The 14,896-nt window shown below is 68.9% G+C and carries 13 protein-coding genes; 6 read left to right on the plus strand and 7 right to left on the minus strand.

Translation table 11 applies throughout. The features are described 5' to 3' along the window. A partial coding sequence (locus NA4_RS39215) for a DNA polymerase III subunit gamma and tau (RefSeq protein ID WP_157129102.1) occupies nt 1-2,452 on the minus strand: 2,452 nt, incomplete at its 3' end. A 439-nt stretch (nt 2,453-2,891) separates the two neighbouring features. On the opposite strand from NA4_RS39215, the gene NA4_RS17680 reads away from it, so the two are divergent. The 3 genes from NA4_RS17680 (at nt 2,892) to NA4_RS17690 (ending at nt 6,727) form a co-directional block, all read left to right on the plus strand. Continuing rightward, a complete protein-coding gene (locus NA4_RS17680) occupies nt 2,892-3,713 on the plus strand; it encodes a hypothetical protein (RefSeq protein ID WP_067470911.1) in 822 nt (273 codons plus the stop codon). Between the two features lie 81 nt (nt 3,714-3,794). Next, nucleotides 3,795-6,041: an MMPL family transporter gene (locus NA4_RS17685; RefSeq protein WP_067470832.1), complete on the plus strand. Its 2,247-nt coding sequence runs from the start codon at nt 3,795-3,797 to the stop codon at nt 6,039-6,041. Next, complete coding sequence (locus tag NA4_RS17690; protein WP_067470834.1) at nt 6,038-6,727, plus strand: TetR/AcrR family transcriptional regulator; 690 nt, start codon at nt 6,038-6,040, stop codon at nt 6,725-6,727. The genes NA4_RS17685 and NA4_RS17690 overlap by 4 nt, the downstream gene beginning before the upstream one ends. Nucleotides 6,728-6,793: 66 nt before the next feature. Here the strand turns inward: NA4_RS17690 and NA4_RS17695 are convergent, their stop codons facing one another. Next, the gene (locus tag NA4_RS17695; protein ID WP_245671446.1) at nt 6,794-7,861 is read right to left on the minus strand and encodes a neutral zinc metallopeptidase; all 1,068 of its coding nucleotides are present in this window, start codon (nt 7,859-7,861) and stop codon (nt 6,794-6,796) included. Nucleotides 7,862-8,017: 156 nt separating this feature from the next. Here NA4_RS17695 and NA4_RS17700 point away from each other — a divergent pair, with 156 nt between their 5' ends. Then, entirely contained in the window at nt 8,018-9,649 is a 1,632-nt protein-coding gene (locus NA4_RS17700; protein WP_067470839.1) for a DUF2207 family protein, read from the plus strand. Between the two features lie 64 nt (nt 9,650-9,713). Here the strand turns inward: NA4_RS17700 and NA4_RS17705 are convergent, their stop codons facing one another. From NA4_RS17705 to NA4_RS17715, 3 genes are all read right to left on the minus strand, one after another. Next, a complete protein-coding gene (locus tag NA4_RS17705; RefSeq protein ID WP_067470841.1) occupies nt 9,714-10,988 on the minus strand; it encodes an ROK family transcriptional regulator in 1,275 nt (424 codons plus the stop codon). A gap of 342 nt (nt 10,989-11,330) precedes the next feature. Then, nucleotides 11,331-12,041 (minus strand): DUF8020 domain-containing protein, encoded by a 711-nt coding sequence (locus tag NA4_RS17710; protein WP_067470914.1) that lies wholly within the window; start codon nt 12,039-12,041, stop codon nt 11,331-11,333. A gap of 125 nt (nt 12,042-12,166) precedes the next feature. Further along, nucleotides 12,167-12,742, minus strand: coding sequence for an HhH-GPD-type base excision DNA repair protein (locus tag NA4_RS17715; protein ID WP_067470843.1), 576 nt, complete (start codon nt 12,740-12,742; stop codon nt 12,167-12,169). Nucleotides 12,743-12,955: 213 nt separating this feature from the next. Here NA4_RS17715 and NA4_RS17720 point away from each other — a divergent pair, with 213 nt between their 5' ends. Continuing rightward, entirely contained in the window at nt 12,956-13,762 is an 807-nt protein-coding gene (locus NA4_RS17720; RefSeq protein WP_067470845.1) for a methyltransferase domain-containing protein, read from the plus strand. Nucleotides 13,763-13,771: 9 nt separating this feature from the next. Continuing rightward, a complete protein-coding gene (locus NA4_RS17725; RefSeq protein WP_067470847.1) occupies nt 13,772-14,212 on the plus strand; it encodes an SRPBCC family protein in 441 nt (146 codons plus the stop codon). Nucleotides 14,213-14,255: 43 nt separating this feature from the next. On the opposite strand, the gene NA4_RS39220 is transcribed toward NA4_RS17725, so the two are convergent. Next, entirely contained in the window at nt 14,256-14,654 is a 399-nt protein-coding gene (locus NA4_RS39220; protein WP_084497191.1) for a TA system VapC family ribonuclease toxin, read from the minus strand. Then, nucleotides 14,651-14,875, minus strand: coding sequence for an antitoxin (locus NA4_RS17730; RefSeq protein ID WP_067470849.1), 225 nt, complete (start codon nt 14,873-14,875; stop codon nt 14,651-14,653). Before NA4_RS17730 ends, NA4_RS39220 begins: the two co-directional genes overlap by 4 nt. Between the last annotated feature and the right edge of the window lie 21 nt (nt 14,876-14,896).

Below are 14,896 nucleotides of genomic sequence, written 5' to 3' on the forward strand. Positions count from 1 at the left end.
CGGGTCGCGGCGGCGTGCCGCCCACTTCCCAGCGCACGTCGTAGTCGCGCCCGAGCACCGCGCGCACCGCCGACCGGACCGCCTCCAGATTCCGCGGATCGGACAACCGCTGCGCCAGCGGGGCGTGCTGATGCGCGAACACGATGACGTCGCCCTCGACCCGAGCGACCGACGCACCAGCGAGCATCGCTTGCACGGCCGCGCCGAACTCCCGCACCTTGGCCCGGATGTCCGCCCAGGCGGCTTCCACCTCACGCAGCAGCTCACCTGGGGCGGCCGGCGGCGGTTGCGCGGCTGCTTGCGGTGCCGGGCTCACCGGCGATGGTTCGGCCTGCGCGGCATGAGACTCCCGCGCATCAACCCGGTCGTCGCCGCGACCGCGTGACGCGCCAGTCCCTTCGCCGACACCGGCACGCCGTGCATCGGTTGGATCGACAGCTCCTGAATCTTGCCCAGCCGCCGGATCGACCGTCTCGGCGCCGCGTGCGAAATCCAGGTCAGCAGGCACGAAACCAGGCGAACCAGTCAGGTCGTCACGGGAAATCTCCCGTGCGGCAGCGGGTCCCGCACCGGGCGAAGCGGGTTGGACGTTCCCCGTCGCGCCGTGCGCAGGCGCGCCATGCCCTGATCCGGGCCTGCCGCCGGACATGGAATCGGTCGGATCTCCTGCCGTCTCTTCCGGAGCGCCAGGGACACCCGGCGCTGCGGCCGGATTCGACCCGCCCGGGATCGGGAACGCCGACACCTCGTCGGACTCGGCAGGGGGCGCCGGTGCGGCAGCCGACGCGATCCGGTCTGCCGCACCATCCACGCCCCTGATCGACGCCCCGGATTCCGCACGGCCGGACAACCCGTCACCCCGCGAGGGCTCCACCTCACCGGCGGGCGCTGGGCGAGTGGATGCCGCGTCAGCGGCGCGCGCGTCGCCTCCAGGCGCCGCGGCAGTGGAACGGGCCGCATCGGAAGCCGGGCCCTCCGCCAGTGCGTCACCTGCAACGGGCGCCGACCGAGTTGCGCCGCCGGCGTCGGCGACCGCACCTCCAGTGGACACGACATCGCCACCGCCGGTTTGCGCCGGGTCACCAGTGGACGACACATCACCGGCTGCCCTTGCCTCCCGCGAGCTGGGTGCCGACCCGGTGTCGGAGCGACCACCCCCACGGCTCCCGCGGATCGCAGCCAGCGCCTCCGCCCCTCGGCGACGCGGCGGTTCGGACGGCGACGCACCCGCCTGCGCGGGCTGGGACGAGGCGGCGGGCGGTGCCGAGGAGGCCGCAGGCGCCGCACCGAAGGAGCCACCGGCCAACCCCCGCTCCAGCCGTTCCAGTCGCTGTAGCGTGGCGGACTCCGCATCCGACACCGAGGGCAGCAGCATGCGGGCGCAGACCACCTCGAGCAGCAGTCGCGGCGCCGTGGCGCCGCGCATCTCGCCGAGCCCTTCATGCAGCAGTTCGGCGTAACGGGTCAGGGTGGCCGGGCCGAGGCGCTCGGCTTGATCGCGCATCCGGTCGAGCACGTCACCGGGGCCGGTGACCAGACCGCGCTCGGTGGCATCGGGCACCGCGCGCAGCAGGATCAGATCGCGGAAACGGTCGAGCAGGTCGACGGCGAAACGGCGCGGATCGTGGCCCGCCTCCATCACCCGGTCCACCGTGCCGAACAACGCGGATCCGTCGTCGGCGGCCAGTGCCTCGACGGCGTCATCGATCAGCGCCACATCGGTGACGCCGAGCAGTGCGACCGCCCTGGCGTACGTGACCCCCTCGGGGCCCGCGCCGGCGAGCAGTTGGTCGAGGACGCTCAGGCTGTCGCGCGGGGAGCCGCCACCCGCGCGAATCACCAAGGGGTACACCGCTTCGTCGACCGGCACCTGCTCCTGCTCGCAGATCCGGCCGAGCAGGCCGCGCATTGTGGCGGGCGGCAGCAGGCGGAACGGATAGTGGTGCGTGCGCGAGCGGATGGTCGGCAGCACCTTGTCCGGCTCGGTGGTCGCGAAGATGAAGATCAGATGGGCAGGCGGTTCCTCGACAATCTTCAGCAGCGCGTTGAAACCCGCGGTGGTGACCATGTGCGCCTCGTCGACGATGAACACCCGGTACCTGGACTCGGCGGGCGCGTAGAAGGCGCGATCACGCAGCTCACGGGTGTCGTCGACGCCGCCGTGGCTCGCCGCGTCGAGTTCGATCACGTCCAGGTTGCCCGGACCGCCCGGGCCCAGCGCCACACACGACGGACACGCACCGCACGGCGTCGAGGTGGGGCCCTGTACGCAGTTCAGCGATCTGGCGAGAATGCGGGCCGAGGAGGTCTTGCCGCAGCCGCGTGGACCGGAGAACAGGTAGGCATGACTGATCCGCCCGGTGTCGAGCGCGGTACTCAGCGGGTCGGTGACGTGCTCCTGACCCACCACCTCAGCGAACGTTGCCGGTCGGTACTTCCGGTACAGAGCCACGGCCAGAGGTTACCGGCGCCCACCGACAAACGACATGCCCGCCCGGTACGACGGATTCCAGGCCGTAGATGTGATCTATGTCACAACATGCCACGCGCCTTCTTCGGCAACCAACTACTCCCCACTAGATGGCAATGATCTAGCAATCGCATATGCGGCATGGGGCAATACGGAAGTCGGTCGCCAGATCACCCCTCCTGACCACGAAAATATGGACGCACACCCCGATTGACGCCGACTTTCCGGAGATAACGAATCCGTCACCATGAGTGACACGATGCAATCCGCTGGCTAACGTGGCTGTCGGCAACTTCGGTAGCCAAACCTTCATCAGGTTGGTGACCCCGGCCGGTCCCTCATCCCGACCGGGGCACAACCAAAGCTCGGCCCACGGGTGACCAGCGCCAATTCCCACACTTCCACCGGAGGAACTTCCACCGTGCCGTCGTGTGACGACATCGCCACAGCCTGGCTGTCCAGCACCGATTTCGCCGGCGACCACTCCGCCGTAGCTCTGTTGAGTCGCGCGATCAGCCCGCAGGATTTCGCGATCAAGCGTGATTCACTGCCGGTGACCGCTGCGGCCGATCCGGCCACTTCCGCCGCCATCCTGGAACTCCTCGAACGCGGCCAGGTCCCCACCATGGCCGCGATCCGCACCCTGACGGCGCAGAACGAGATGCGCCGCGAGGCCGAACGCATCGAACGCCTCGGCCGTCGCGCGCAACGCAGCATCGACGACTTCGGCAGGGCGCTCGCCAAACTCGCCGACGCGCACTGGACCACGTACGGATACGGACCCACCCGCCGCGACGTGCTGTGCAGCGAGCAGATCATGACGCTGATCCGCACTCGCGTCGGCGATATCGCACCATCGGCGGTCAAGCATCTGTGGCTGATCGAACGGGCACAGCGCGCCGGCTGGATCGCCTCCAACGCCAACCCGCGATCCCTCTGTGCCGCACGGCGTTTCTACGCCGCCCAGTACGGCAATCGGGTATCGCTGCGCCCGGTGAACACAATCGGCACCGCCATCGCGACCTACCTCGCCGACTATCTGGCCGAGCACGGCCGCCCACCGCGGTGGTCGGTGGTCGCACAGGAACTGCGGGACGACCGCGGCCGCCGGATCTTCCACAACACCGCCGATGCCCGTGCGCAGCAGCTCTGGCTGACCACGGCGGAATGGGTCGCCATGCGCGACGATCTGCCCGTGCCCGGACGCCGGGGCCTGCGGGCGATCCGCAAGTCCCGCGGCTGACCTCCGGCTCGTCCAGCGGCCTCGACAATGCTTGGTTAGCGGCGTTACCCTAACGCCGTTAACCTACGAGGAGAAGCCGCGATGCTGACCCGGATAGCCCGATTCACCACCCGCTCCCCGCGCGTCGTGCTCGCGACCGCGTTCGCCCTCGCCGTGCTGTTCGGCGTCTTCGGTGCGACCGCGGCCACCCATTTGAAGTCCGGCGGCTTCACCTCCGACGACGCCGAATCCGCCCGGGTCACCCAGCTCATCGCCGACAATTTCGGCGGCGCCGCACCCAACTTCGTGCTGCTGGTCAGCTCGGACGCGGGCGCCGACGATCCGGCCACCAAAGCGACGGGCATCGGACTGGTCGATGCGCTGAAAGCCCGCTCCGGGGTGCAGGGCGTCCAGTCGTACTGGACCGCACCGCCGTCCCTGGCGAGCGCCCTGCGGAGCACCGACGGCAAGAGCGCCTTGGTCATCGCCTACCTCGATGGCGATGAATCCCAGATGCAGCAGACCGCGGGCGAGTTGGAGCAACAGCTCGCCCGGGACACCGGCAGCGTCACCGTGCGCCAGGGCGGCATCGCCTCGATTTATCACGACGTGACCGAGCAGACCACCCGGGACCTCGCCTTGGCCGAGGGCGTCGCGATCCCGCTGTCGATGATCGTGCTGATCCTGGTGTTCGGCAGCCTGGTCGCCGCCGCTCTTCCGCTGGCCATCGGCGTGTTCGCCATCCTCGCCACACTGGCGATCCTGCGGCTGTTCACGCTGTTCACCGACGTCTCGATCTACGCGCTCAACATGACGACGGCAATGGGCCTCGCGCTGGCCATCGACGCCAGCCTGTTCATCGTCAGCCGCTTCCGGGAGGAGCTCGGCAACGGCCTCGACACGACCGCGGCCACCATCCGGTCCGTGCAGACCGCCGGACGAACCGTGCTGTTCTCCGCGCTGACCGTGGCGCTGTCGATGGCCGTGCTGAGCGTGTTCGACCTGTACTTCCTGAAGTCCTTCGCATACGCGGGTGTCGCGGTCGTCGTCGCGGCGGCGGCCGCCTCGATCGTGGTTCTGCCCGCCGCGCTGGTGTTGCTCGGCCCTCGGGTGAATTCCCTCGATCTGCGGGTTCCGCTGCGGCGCCTGTTCCGCCGCGGCGCGCCCGAGTCCGGCCCGCGGGCGCCGGAGGACACCGGCTGGTATCGCATGGTCAGCTGGGTGATGCGGCACGCGGCGCCGGTCGCGATCGTCATCATCGCGGTGCTGCTGGCGCTCGGCGCTCCGTTCCTCTCGGTCATGTTCGGTTATCCCGACGACCGGGTGCTGCCGACCAGCGCCTCCAGCCGTCAGGTCGGCGACGCACTGCGCACCCAGTTCCCGCAGGCCGACCCGGTTGCCAATACCACGATCGTGCTGGACGGATACCGCGGCGACACCGCCGCGATCGGCACCTATGCCGCCGAGCTGTCTCGGGTCGACGGCGTACCGGCGGTGCTGTCCAGTGCCGGGATCTACGTGTCCGGGGCCCGCCTTGCCGCGCCGCCACCCGGCATGGCCAACGACACCGGGACATATCTGAGTATCGCGACCAAGCTCGATCCTTTCTCGCCGGCCGGTGACCAGCAGCTGCAAGAGATCCGGGCGATCCCCGCACCGGGCCCCGCGCTCTACGGCGGCGCGGCCGCGGCCAACGCCGACTCGCTGCACGCACTGGCCGCCCGGCTGCCGCTCGCCCTCGCGCTGATCGCGCTGACCACGTTCATCGTGCTGTTCCTGTTCACCGGCAGCGTGGTGCTGCCGATCAAAGCCCTTGTGCTGAACACTCTTTCGCTGGCCGCGGCATTCGGCGCGATGGTGTGGGTCTTCCAGGAGGGCCACCTGTCCTGGCTGCTCGGCTTCACCCCGGTCGGCTATCTTGTGCCGACCATGCCGATCCTGATGTTCTGCCTGGCCTTCGGCCTCTCGATGGACTACGAGGTGTTCCTGCTGTCGCGGGTGCGCGAGGAATGGCTGGCCACGCACGACAACACGCGCGCGGTCGCCATCGGCGTGGCCCGCACCGGCCGGATCTTCACCGCGGCCGCCGTGCTGATGGCGATCGTGCTCGGCGCCCTGGTGACCTCCAAGGTGTCGTTCATGCAATTGCTCGGCCTCGGCCTCACGCTCACCGTGCTCGCCGACGCCACGATCATCCGCGGCCTGCTCGCGCCCGCACTCATGCGGCTGCTCGGCAAGGCGAACTGGTGGGCGCCCGAACCTTTGGCGCGCCTGCACGCCAAGATCGGGCTGACCGAAGGCGAGGAGACCACCTCGTCCCGCACGCTGGAAACCGCGGGACGGACATGATCGGTGGCCGACGTCCGCGATCGCCGCGCGGTTCCGGAGCCCAGCTGCGCGAGGAGATCCTGCGCGCCACCGCCGAACTGCTCGCCAGAACCGGCCATGCCGACGCTGTCTCGATCCGGGCGGTGAGCAAGCTGGTCGGGGTGAGCGCGCCGTCCATCTATCGGCACTTCGCGGACAAAGACGAGCTGATCGAGGCCGTCGTGGCCCAGGTCTTCGAGGACCTGGCCGAGGCGATGCGGGCGGCCACCGATCCGGCCACCTCACCGGTGACCCAGCTGCGCGACCAAGGCATGGCCTACGTCCGTTTCGCCCTCGCCCATCCGGAGCAGTACCGGCTGGCGACCGCGCCCACCGAGACCTCGGGCGCGGTGGACCAAGTCCTCACCAGCGGAGCGTTCCAGCATTTCGCGGCCACCGTAGGCAAGTGCATGGACGACGGAACGATGGCGACCCGCGACCCGCTGCCCGTCGTGCTCGAGCTCTGGTCGGTTGCCCACGGCATCGCCTCGCTACTGATCGCCAAGCCTTTCCTGCCCTGGGGCGACGCGGAAGCGGTCGCCTCGCGCGTGATGAGTGCCGCGTGCATCGGCTACAGCGTGTTCGACCTGGTCGGCGCGGATCCACCCACACCGGACGCGGTCACCGCCTGGGTGCAGCACCTTCGCCAGGATCCGATCCCGGACTGACCGAACCTGCCGCGTTCCAGCCCGCGCGCAGATGTTCGGGGCGGTACGCCGTTGGATCGGCGGAAATCAGCTCACCGAGTTCGCCGACGCGGTGAACGTATTGCACTGTGCCGCACGGTTCTTGTCCAGCCCCGTCTCGAACCACTGCCCGCCGTTCTCGGACGAACCGTGGTCGCGCATGTCGCCCGCCTGGTCGCCACGGCCGTAGGCATCCCTGCGCGCGAGGGTGAGCTGCGAATCGGTCAGCGAGCCGCCCTCTGACGAGGACGAGATGTACATGCCGTCGAAGCAGTTGGCCTGCAGCTCGACTCGGCGCGACAATTCCAGCCCCTTGGCGCTGCGGGGGCCCACGTCGGCGCGCTCGCTGTTCGCCCGGCGCAGGATGCCCGACATCGCCTGTATGTGATGTCCATACTCGTGTGCGAAGACCGACAGATAGACCACCCAGTTGTCCTTGAAGTAGTCGGTCTGCAGCTGGCTGATCGGCATGTAGATGGTCTTGTTCGCCGGGCAGTAGAACGCGGCGAAATTGCTCGTCGAGCCGGTGCACGGCGTGGTGATGCCGGACGTGGTGGCGCTGACGTTCAGCGTGGGTGGCTGGAACGGCAGATTCGCCTTGCGCAGCACCGGCTTCCACGCCGCCTCCAGGCACGACGCGGCGCTTTCGAAGAACTTGCGCGCCGCGTCCACCTGGGTGCCCCACGGGGAGTAGTCGCACCGCGCCGGGAGCAGCGTCGCGTTGGGGTCGGTCAGCAGCGGGTTGGCGCCGGTCTCCGAGGGTCCGGTCGAGCCGTCCGCCTGGGGGTCGAAGGTGAAGCTGGGCTGCGGGCCCGACGCGTCGCTGTCGCCACGTCCGACGGAGATCGCGTTGCGCACCAGTCCGCCCGCGACCAGGAACACGATCACGACCAGCAGCACCACCCAGCCGCCGCCACCGCGTTTGCGCGGCGGCGGATACGGCGGACGTCCAGGCGGACCATAGGGCAACGGCGGCGGAACTTGTGGGCGATGACCCGGCGCACCATACCCGGGCGGCGGGCCATACCCGGGCGGCGGGCCATATCCAGGAGCCGGGGCATATCCCGGCGGAGCGCCGTAGGCAGGAGGCGGGCCATAACCCGGCTGCGAGCCCACGGGCGCACCATAGCCGGGCCGCGGCGGAACCGGGCGCCCGCCATGCGGGACCGGCCCGTGTCCGTACGGTGGTTGTGTCACGCCCCCGAACCCCTCGTCTCAGTGTTAGCCGACAGCCGCTGACGCAGAATAGCAAGCTGTCTAGAGTAGGCAGCCATGCTGACTTTTCGGGGGGCCGCCGTAGGCGCGCTACTACTCGCCTCCGCGGGATTGCTGGCGTCGGCCCCGGTGGCCCACACGGAGCCCGCACCGAACGGTGTGACCATCACCGCCGATCTGAAGCTCAACCGCGAGGGCGTCCTCGAGGTGGTCGAGCAGGTGGCGGTGCCGCCGGACGGCTCGTTCCGGATGTCACTTCCGCTGCGGCTGAAGGTGAGCGACGACGCCGAGCGCGTCTTCCAGGTCACCGACGTGGATACCGAGGGCGCCGGCACCGCGACGGTGGCGAACGACCAGTTCACCATCGAGGCGAAGCCGGGCGAATCCACCTTCAAGTACTCCGTGCGGAACACCGTCAGCGATGCACCGGGCACCCAGGTGTTCCGCTGGCTCGGCGTGCTCAACGCCGATATCGCCGCGATCAGCGCGACGCTGATCAGCCCCAGCTTCGAAATGGGCATCGTCGACTGCAAACTCGGCCCGCCCGGCAACACCCGGCCGTGCGCCGATGTCAAGGTCGAAGCCGACGGAGTGCTCTTCCTGGAGCAGACCGACCTGCACAAAGGCGATGCGATCGATCTGACCCTGCAGCTGCCGCCCGGCACCGTGCCGAGCAACGCCGATGTGCGCGACAGCGGCGCAACGGGGCCCTTCGCGATCACCGCCCCGGTGCTAGTCGCGTTCGGCGTCCTGCTGCTCGCTCTGGCCGGCCTGGCCGCGTTCGTACTGCGTGCCCGTCGCCAGGACGCGGCCGCGGGCAGCGGTTCGGAGACGATCGACCCGTTGTTGCGCGAGAGCGATCGCGTGCAGTTCACCTCGCCGGACGGCGTGCTGCCCGGCGAGGCGGGCCTGCTGCTGGACGGGCATGTCGACCCCATCGATATCGCCGCCACCGTGGTGGATCTCGCGGTGCGCCGGTACATCCGGCTCGCTCCGCTCAGCGACCGGGACTGGCGGATCACCCGCGTGAACGCCCCCGACGACCAGCTGCGCGACTACGAGAAGGCGGTCTACCAAGCGCTGCTGCCCGCGGGGACCGATGTGGTGACGCTCGCCGAACTGCGCGCGCCGGGCCGGGTCGCCGCCGGGCCGGTACGCGCCGCGCTGCTCGCCGACGCTGTCGCTCGCGGCAACTTCCTGGATCGCCGCCGCCCGGGCCCCGCCGTGTGGCTGGGCGGTGCGCTGGTCATCGCGGGTATCGCAGCGACCGTCGCGCTCGCCCTGACCGTAGGGCACGCCCTGGTCGGCGTGGCCATCGCCCTCGGCGGCGTCGCGACCTTGCTGCTGCCGAAGTATCTGCCGGTCCGCACGGCTCGCGGATTGGAGCTCACCCGCCAGATCCGCGCGCTGCAACGCGGGTTGGAAGCGACGCGGCGCGAACAGATCCCGCCGATCGACCAGGAGACGGTGTTCTCCCGTGCCCTGCCGTTCACCGTAATCGGCGGGCGAGTCGACAACTGGATCCGCGTCTTCCGCGACCTCGATCCGTCAGCCGACGCGCAACCCGGCCTGTACTGGTTCGCCGGCTTCGAGCGCGAGCGCAACCTCCAGCGCTTCGCGAGCCACTTCCCGTTCTTCATCACCGCGCTGGAAGGGCTGTTCGCGAGCGCGGGCGATCCGCACCGCTGACGTTGGGCGAGCACCCTCGAAAAGGGCGACCAGCCACGCGGCCGGTCGCCCTCTCTCGTATCGCTCAGTCGCTCGATGCGGTACGCCGGATGGCGGCGAGCGGATCGGCGTAGAGGACGCTCAGCGAGGTCACCACCGCGGCGAATTCCTGTACCTTCCCGCCGAATCCGCTGATCCGTATATCGGTCGGCGGCAGCATGGAGCCCCGGTTGAACGCGCGAGCCACATGGGCGACCGCGGGCCGGTAGGCGGTGAAGGCTTGGCCGCCGAGGACGACCCGATCCGGGTTGAGCATGTCGCGGACCATGGCCACGGTATGCCCGAGGATGGTGGCTCGTTCTGCCAGCAGTTCACGCGCTGGTTCCGAACCCGCCTCCGCTGCCCGGTACAGGTCGGCGATGGTCGAGCCCGCGGTTCCGTTGTGGGCCGGGATGATGCCGCGACCAACCGCCCTGGAGTGCAGCGAGCGATCGCCCACCGTCGCCTCCAAGCAGCCGCGACGTCCGCAGGCGCATTCGACGTTCGAGCCGGTGGGCAAGTGCGCGATCGACCCGGGGCCGTTACTCGGAGTGTGCACGCGACCGTCCAAAGTCACCGCGACACCGGCGGTTTCGCGCACATAGAAGTACAGGCTGCTGCCGCGCTCGACCCGGGCCTGGTCCTTCGGTTCGCCGGTGGGCAACAGCAGCTCGGATGCGGCCATTGCCTCGACGTGCGGCGCCACCGACACCGGCAGCTCCAGTACCTCGCCGAGCACCGAACCGAGTTGTGCGGCACGCCATTCCAGCTTCGGATGGTCGACGACACCGGTGAGCGGGTCGACCCGGCCGCCGATCGCGACGCCGGCCCACAACGCCTTGCGCCGATGCCAGCGCTGCAAGAACGCTTTCGCGCTGCGGGCGACGGTGGTAGTGGCGAACTCCTGCCCGGTCTGCGGGGTGGCGATGGCCAGCCCGCCGAGAATGCGGCCGCGCAGATCGGCGGCCACGATCTTGGTGACCGCGGCGCCGATGTGAATGCCGATGGTCAGGTAGGCGTCGTGATCGATCTCGAACGGGACGCGGGGGCGCCCGACCGCACCCGAGGCCGTCAGGTCGGGGCGCTCGCGCAGCAGCCCGGCCGCGAGCAGCGCGGAAACCTGGCGGTTGACCGTCGCAATACTCAAACCCGTTGTACGCGCGGCATTGTCTCGGGAAACGGGGCCGCCGGTCGCGGCGCGCAGCACTGCGGCCGCCGGATTGTCGCCGATACGGAGCTCGGGAGCGACCACGGGCCGCTGAACTCGGACACGACCGCTGGCAACCCTGGAAGCGGACCGATCAAGGGTAGGAAGGGACATTGTGCAGATCCTTGCTGAAGTCCCGCTATCCAACGGGACTTGCCTACATGGGCGGCGAGGCAGCAAATGAGCAGGAAAAGCGGCTCAGTTGCAGCAAGAAAGGCGACACAGTTCGCGCGTCAAAGGCAGCCGCAGACCCAGCGCGGCGGTCACATAAGTGACTCGCGGGAGGTTCCATCGGCTGGCAGACATGTCATCGAAATTAACACCGACATCCGGGACGCACCAACCCCCGACTCGCCGTTGTGCGCGCACGCACATTGTTTCCCCAGGTCGTCAGCGCACGAAAAGGACCCCGATCCGCCGAGAGGCCCTCGGGGCGGGGTCTTTTCACGCGACGGACTACTTCGGCGCGATGAACGGCTGATTGATCGTCGTGAAGTATTGGATCGCGGCGCCGATCGCCACCGGAGCGGTGATCAGAATCTGGCCTGCGAGGGTACCGAGCGCACCGACCGCGACGATGCCGCCGAGGCAGCCGATGGCGGCGGCCGGGATGAACGCGCCGAACAGGCCGACGATCGCCGCGGAGGCGACGGTCGCGCCGGCGATGCCGCCGAGCACGCAGCCGACCGCCCCGCCCGCCAGGCCGCCGACGAGCGTGCCGATTGTCGCGCCCGCGCTGATCGTGCTGGTCAGACGGGTCCAGGCGGCGACCTCACGGTCGTACTCGGTCTTCCACGGCGCCTTGTCCTCGTACGGCAGGGCGACCGGCTTGTAGACCGCGTGCTCCCGATCGAAGATCGGGGTCAGGGTGGCGCTGCGGCCGGAAATCTGTGCGGCGATCGGGAACTCGAAATCGTCGAACTGAAACCGCAGCGGTGTGGCCGCCACCACGCTACCGTCGGAAGCCTTCACCTTGAACAGTTCGTCCTCGACGACCAATGAACCCGCGTCGGTTTCGATGATCGACTGGGCATCGGTCGCGTGCGCGGTGAAATTGATCGTGCTCTCGGCGGTTTCCTCCGCCGGTGCGGCACCAGCCGTCCCCGCGGCCACTCCGGTCGCCACGGTCACCAGCGCCGCGAGCACGGCGAGCTTGCTCATCCTCATGTCCTGCAATCCCTCATCTCAGGTGGAGCCGTTCCAGCCGAAAGCATCGGGCACAAACTCCGGAAGAACGAGGGAAAAACGCAGGTAGATTTCAAAGAGGCAACCTGCGAGTTACGTCCGCTTCGCTAGGTCGTTTTGGCGGCCGCTTTCGCCTGCTTTTTGAATTCCCGCACCTGCGCGAGGGATTCGGCGTCGGTCACGTCGGCAACCGATCGGCGCGAGCCCTCCTCGCCGTACGCGCCCGCCGCCGCGCGCCACCCCTCGGGGCGCACTTCGCGCTGCTTGCCGAGCAGCGCCAGGAAGATCTTGGCTTTCTGCTCGCCGTAGCCGGGCAGATCCTTCAGGCGGCGCAGCACCTCCTTGCCATCCGGGTCGCCCGCGGTCCAGATGTTCTCGGCCTCGCCGTCGTAGTGCTCGATGACGTAGCGGGCCAACTCCTGGGCCCGCCGGGCCATGGAACGGCCGTAGCGGTGGATGGCGGGCGGCGTCGCGGCGAGGTCCTCGAACTCCTGCGGATCGGCCTCGGCGATGCGGTGGATGTCGAACCCGCCCATCCGGTCGGCGATCTTCTTCGGGCCGCGGAAGGCGTGCTCCATCGGGTACTGCTGGTCCAGCAGCATCCCGAGCAACGTGGCGAAATGGTCCTCGGTCAGAAGCTTGTCCGCCTCGGCGTCCTGCGCCAGACACAGCGTGCGAGACATCGCCTACCTCCTGCTCGGTGTACTCCGGACCGGTTCGATCATCCCACCAGTGCCGACGCCCCGGGAACGCCCCGTTCATCGACCATGCGGAGTGATGCGAGTCACATGCCGTACGCGCGGGTAGACGACACGCCGCGTAGGCTCCAGGCCATGCCTCAGATGACGGCGACCCCGACAGACACGACGGCAACGGCCAGGGACGGACACGGGCCCATGAACACCTACGGATTGCGCCCAGATCGGTTCGACCGAGCAGGTCAGGACCAGCTTGTCGACGTGCGCGACCTGCAGGCCGCGCTACCCGGTATCCGCCGCTTGCGCACCTGGGCGCATGAAGCGCTCGCGCTGCGCCCCGGCGAACACGCCGTGGACATCGGCTCCGGCACGGGCACAGAAGTCATCGACTTCGCCGAAGCCGTCGGCCCGAACGGCAGCGCGGTCGGCGTCGAGCCCGACCCGCACCTGCTCGCGTCCGCGGAACGCCGGGCCACCGAGGCGGGCTCGACCGCCAAATTCCACTCCGGCGACGCCTACGGCGTGCCGTTCGGCTCGGACAGCTTCGACGCCGTGCTGTGCGAGCGCGTCTTCCAGCATCTGACCGCACCGGCTCGCGCCGCCAACGAGATCGCGCGAGTGCTGCGGCCCGGCGGACGCGTCGTGGTGGTGGACAGCGACTGGGGCACGGCGATCATGCACCCCGGCGACCGGCGGGTCGTGCGCGAGGTGATCGACACGCTCATATCGGCGACCACCAACCCGCTGTCCGGCCGCCGCATCCCCGGCCTGCTCACCAGGGCCGGTCTGGTGATCGACGACATCAGCTCGCAAGCCCTGGTGCAGAACCGCAGCGTCGGCGCCGGTTCGCTGGTCACCAGGATCTCCGCGATGGCGGTCGCACGCGGCGCGATCACCGAGCCGGAGCGCGATCGACTGCTCGCCGACCTGGAGGCCGGCGCGGCCAGTGGCGACATCCACCTCTCGGTCACCATGTTCGCCGTCCTCGCCCACAAGCCACGCTGAACCGGGCCGATGGCCGTCGACGTCCTGACCGAAATCGAGATCGACCGCTCACGCGAGCTGGTCGCGACCTTCGCCGGCGACCCGGCCCATGCTCCCACCTGGTACTCGCGCATCCGCAGCGCCACCTGGCAGACGGAGCCGCCGCTACGGGTCGGTTCACGGATCGCATTCGTCGCCCACTTCCTGGGGCGTCGGCTGGCTTACACCTACGAGGTCGTCGACAACGTGCCCGGCGAGCGGCTGGTGATGCGCACCTCGGAGGGCCCGTTCCCCATGGAAACGACCTACACCTGGGCAGACACCCCGGAGGGCGGCACCCGCATGACGCTGCGCAACCGCGGCGAGCCCAGCGGGTTCGGGAAACTCGTCGCGCCGCTGCTGGAAGCGGCGATCCGCCGGGCGAACCGTGCCGACCTCGCGCGACTCAAGATGCTGCTGGAGACCGGGTAGGTGGGCTGCCTCGCCTTCGCTTCTGCGGCTACCTCAGGCTTCGCTATCCATACGTCAGCAGGTCGGCGACATCTGGGTGCGCCGCGGCTAGACCTTGGTCGAACGTGACGAGTCGTCCCTGCTGCGAACGCGCAAGCTGCGCGAGGTACGCATCGGTTACCTGACGATGTCCAACGACCGCATCCATTCGAACACGAGCGAAAGGGACTGAGTCAGGCCAGAACTCATGGCGATCATGTTCGGTGACTCCGGCCAGGATTTCTACGGCCGTACGCGCGCTTTGCCCTTCACGGATCAACAAACGCAACAGGCTGCCCTGAGTTATGGGACAGGTGGCGAAGTTGCCATCCGAACCGCCGAACCAGCTCTCCGCCGCATCATGATGCGCATGATCGGTGATTACCAGCGCTATGAGGACGTTGGCGTCGAGCAGGGCCGTCATTCATCCTCCAACGACCGGACGTCCTCCGAGGTGATCACCTTGCCGAGTGCGATCGTGCGCAGGCCGGTCTTCGAGCTTCTTACCTGCTCACCAGCACTGGTTTGCCCCAGCCCGCGCCGGATGAGAAAGGCGACGGTCTCACTCAGCGTCCGGTGCGTGTCACGGGCAATCGACACCGCCTGCCGGTGCAGGTCCTCGGGAAGATCGATCGTGGTGCGCATACACGCATCATAACATCATGA

Origin of the sequence: Nocardia amamiensis NBRC 102102, from assembly GCF_001612745.1 — a bacterium.
Classification (GTDB): domain Bacteria; phylum Actinomycetota; class Actinomycetes; order Mycobacteriales; family Mycobacteriaceae; genus Nocardia; species Nocardia amamiensis.

What these genes read in the sequence shown, in the direction of transcription:
- NA4_RS17685 (WP_067470832.1), top strand. Translation starts at nt 3,795, where the DNA reads ATGCTGACCCGGATAGCCCGATTCACCACCCGCTCCCCGCGCGTCGTG.
- NA4_RS17690 (WP_067470834.1), top strand. Translation starts at nt 6,038, where the DNA reads ATGATCGGTGGCCGACGTCCGCGATCGCCGCGCGGTTCCGGAGCCCAG.
- NA4_RS17700 (WP_067470839.1), top strand. Translation starts at nt 8,018, where the DNA reads ATGCTGACTTTTCGGGGGGCCGCCGTAGGCGCGCTACTACTCGCCTCC.
- NA4_RS17705 (WP_067470841.1), bottom strand. Translation starts at nt 10,988, where the DNA reads ATGTCCCTTCCTACCCTTGATCGGTCCGCTTCCAGGGTTGCCAGCGGT.
- NA4_RS17710 (WP_067470914.1), bottom strand. Translation starts at nt 12,041, where the DNA reads ATGAGGATGAGCAAGCTCGCCGTGCTCGCGGCGCTGGTGACCGTGGCG.
- NA4_RS17715 (WP_067470843.1), bottom strand. Translation starts at nt 12,742, where the DNA reads ATGTCTCGCACGCTGTGTCTGGCGCAGGACGCCGAGGCGGACAAGCTT.
- NA4_RS17720 (WP_067470845.1), top strand. Translation starts at nt 12,956, where the DNA reads ATGAACACCTACGGATTGCGCCCAGATCGGTTCGACCGAGCAGGTCAG.
- NA4_RS17725 (WP_067470847.1), top strand. Translation starts at nt 13,772, where the DNA reads ATGGCCGTCGACGTCCTGACCGAAATCGAGATCGACCGCTCACGCGAG.
- NA4_RS39220 (WP_084497191.1), bottom strand. Translation starts at nt 14,654, where the DNA reads ATGACGGCCCTGCTCGACGCCAACGTCCTCATAGCGCTGGTAATCACC.
- NA4_RS17730 (WP_067470849.1), bottom strand. Translation starts at nt 14,875, where the DNA reads ATGCGCACCACGATCGATCTTCCCGAGGACCTGCACCGGCAGGCGGTG.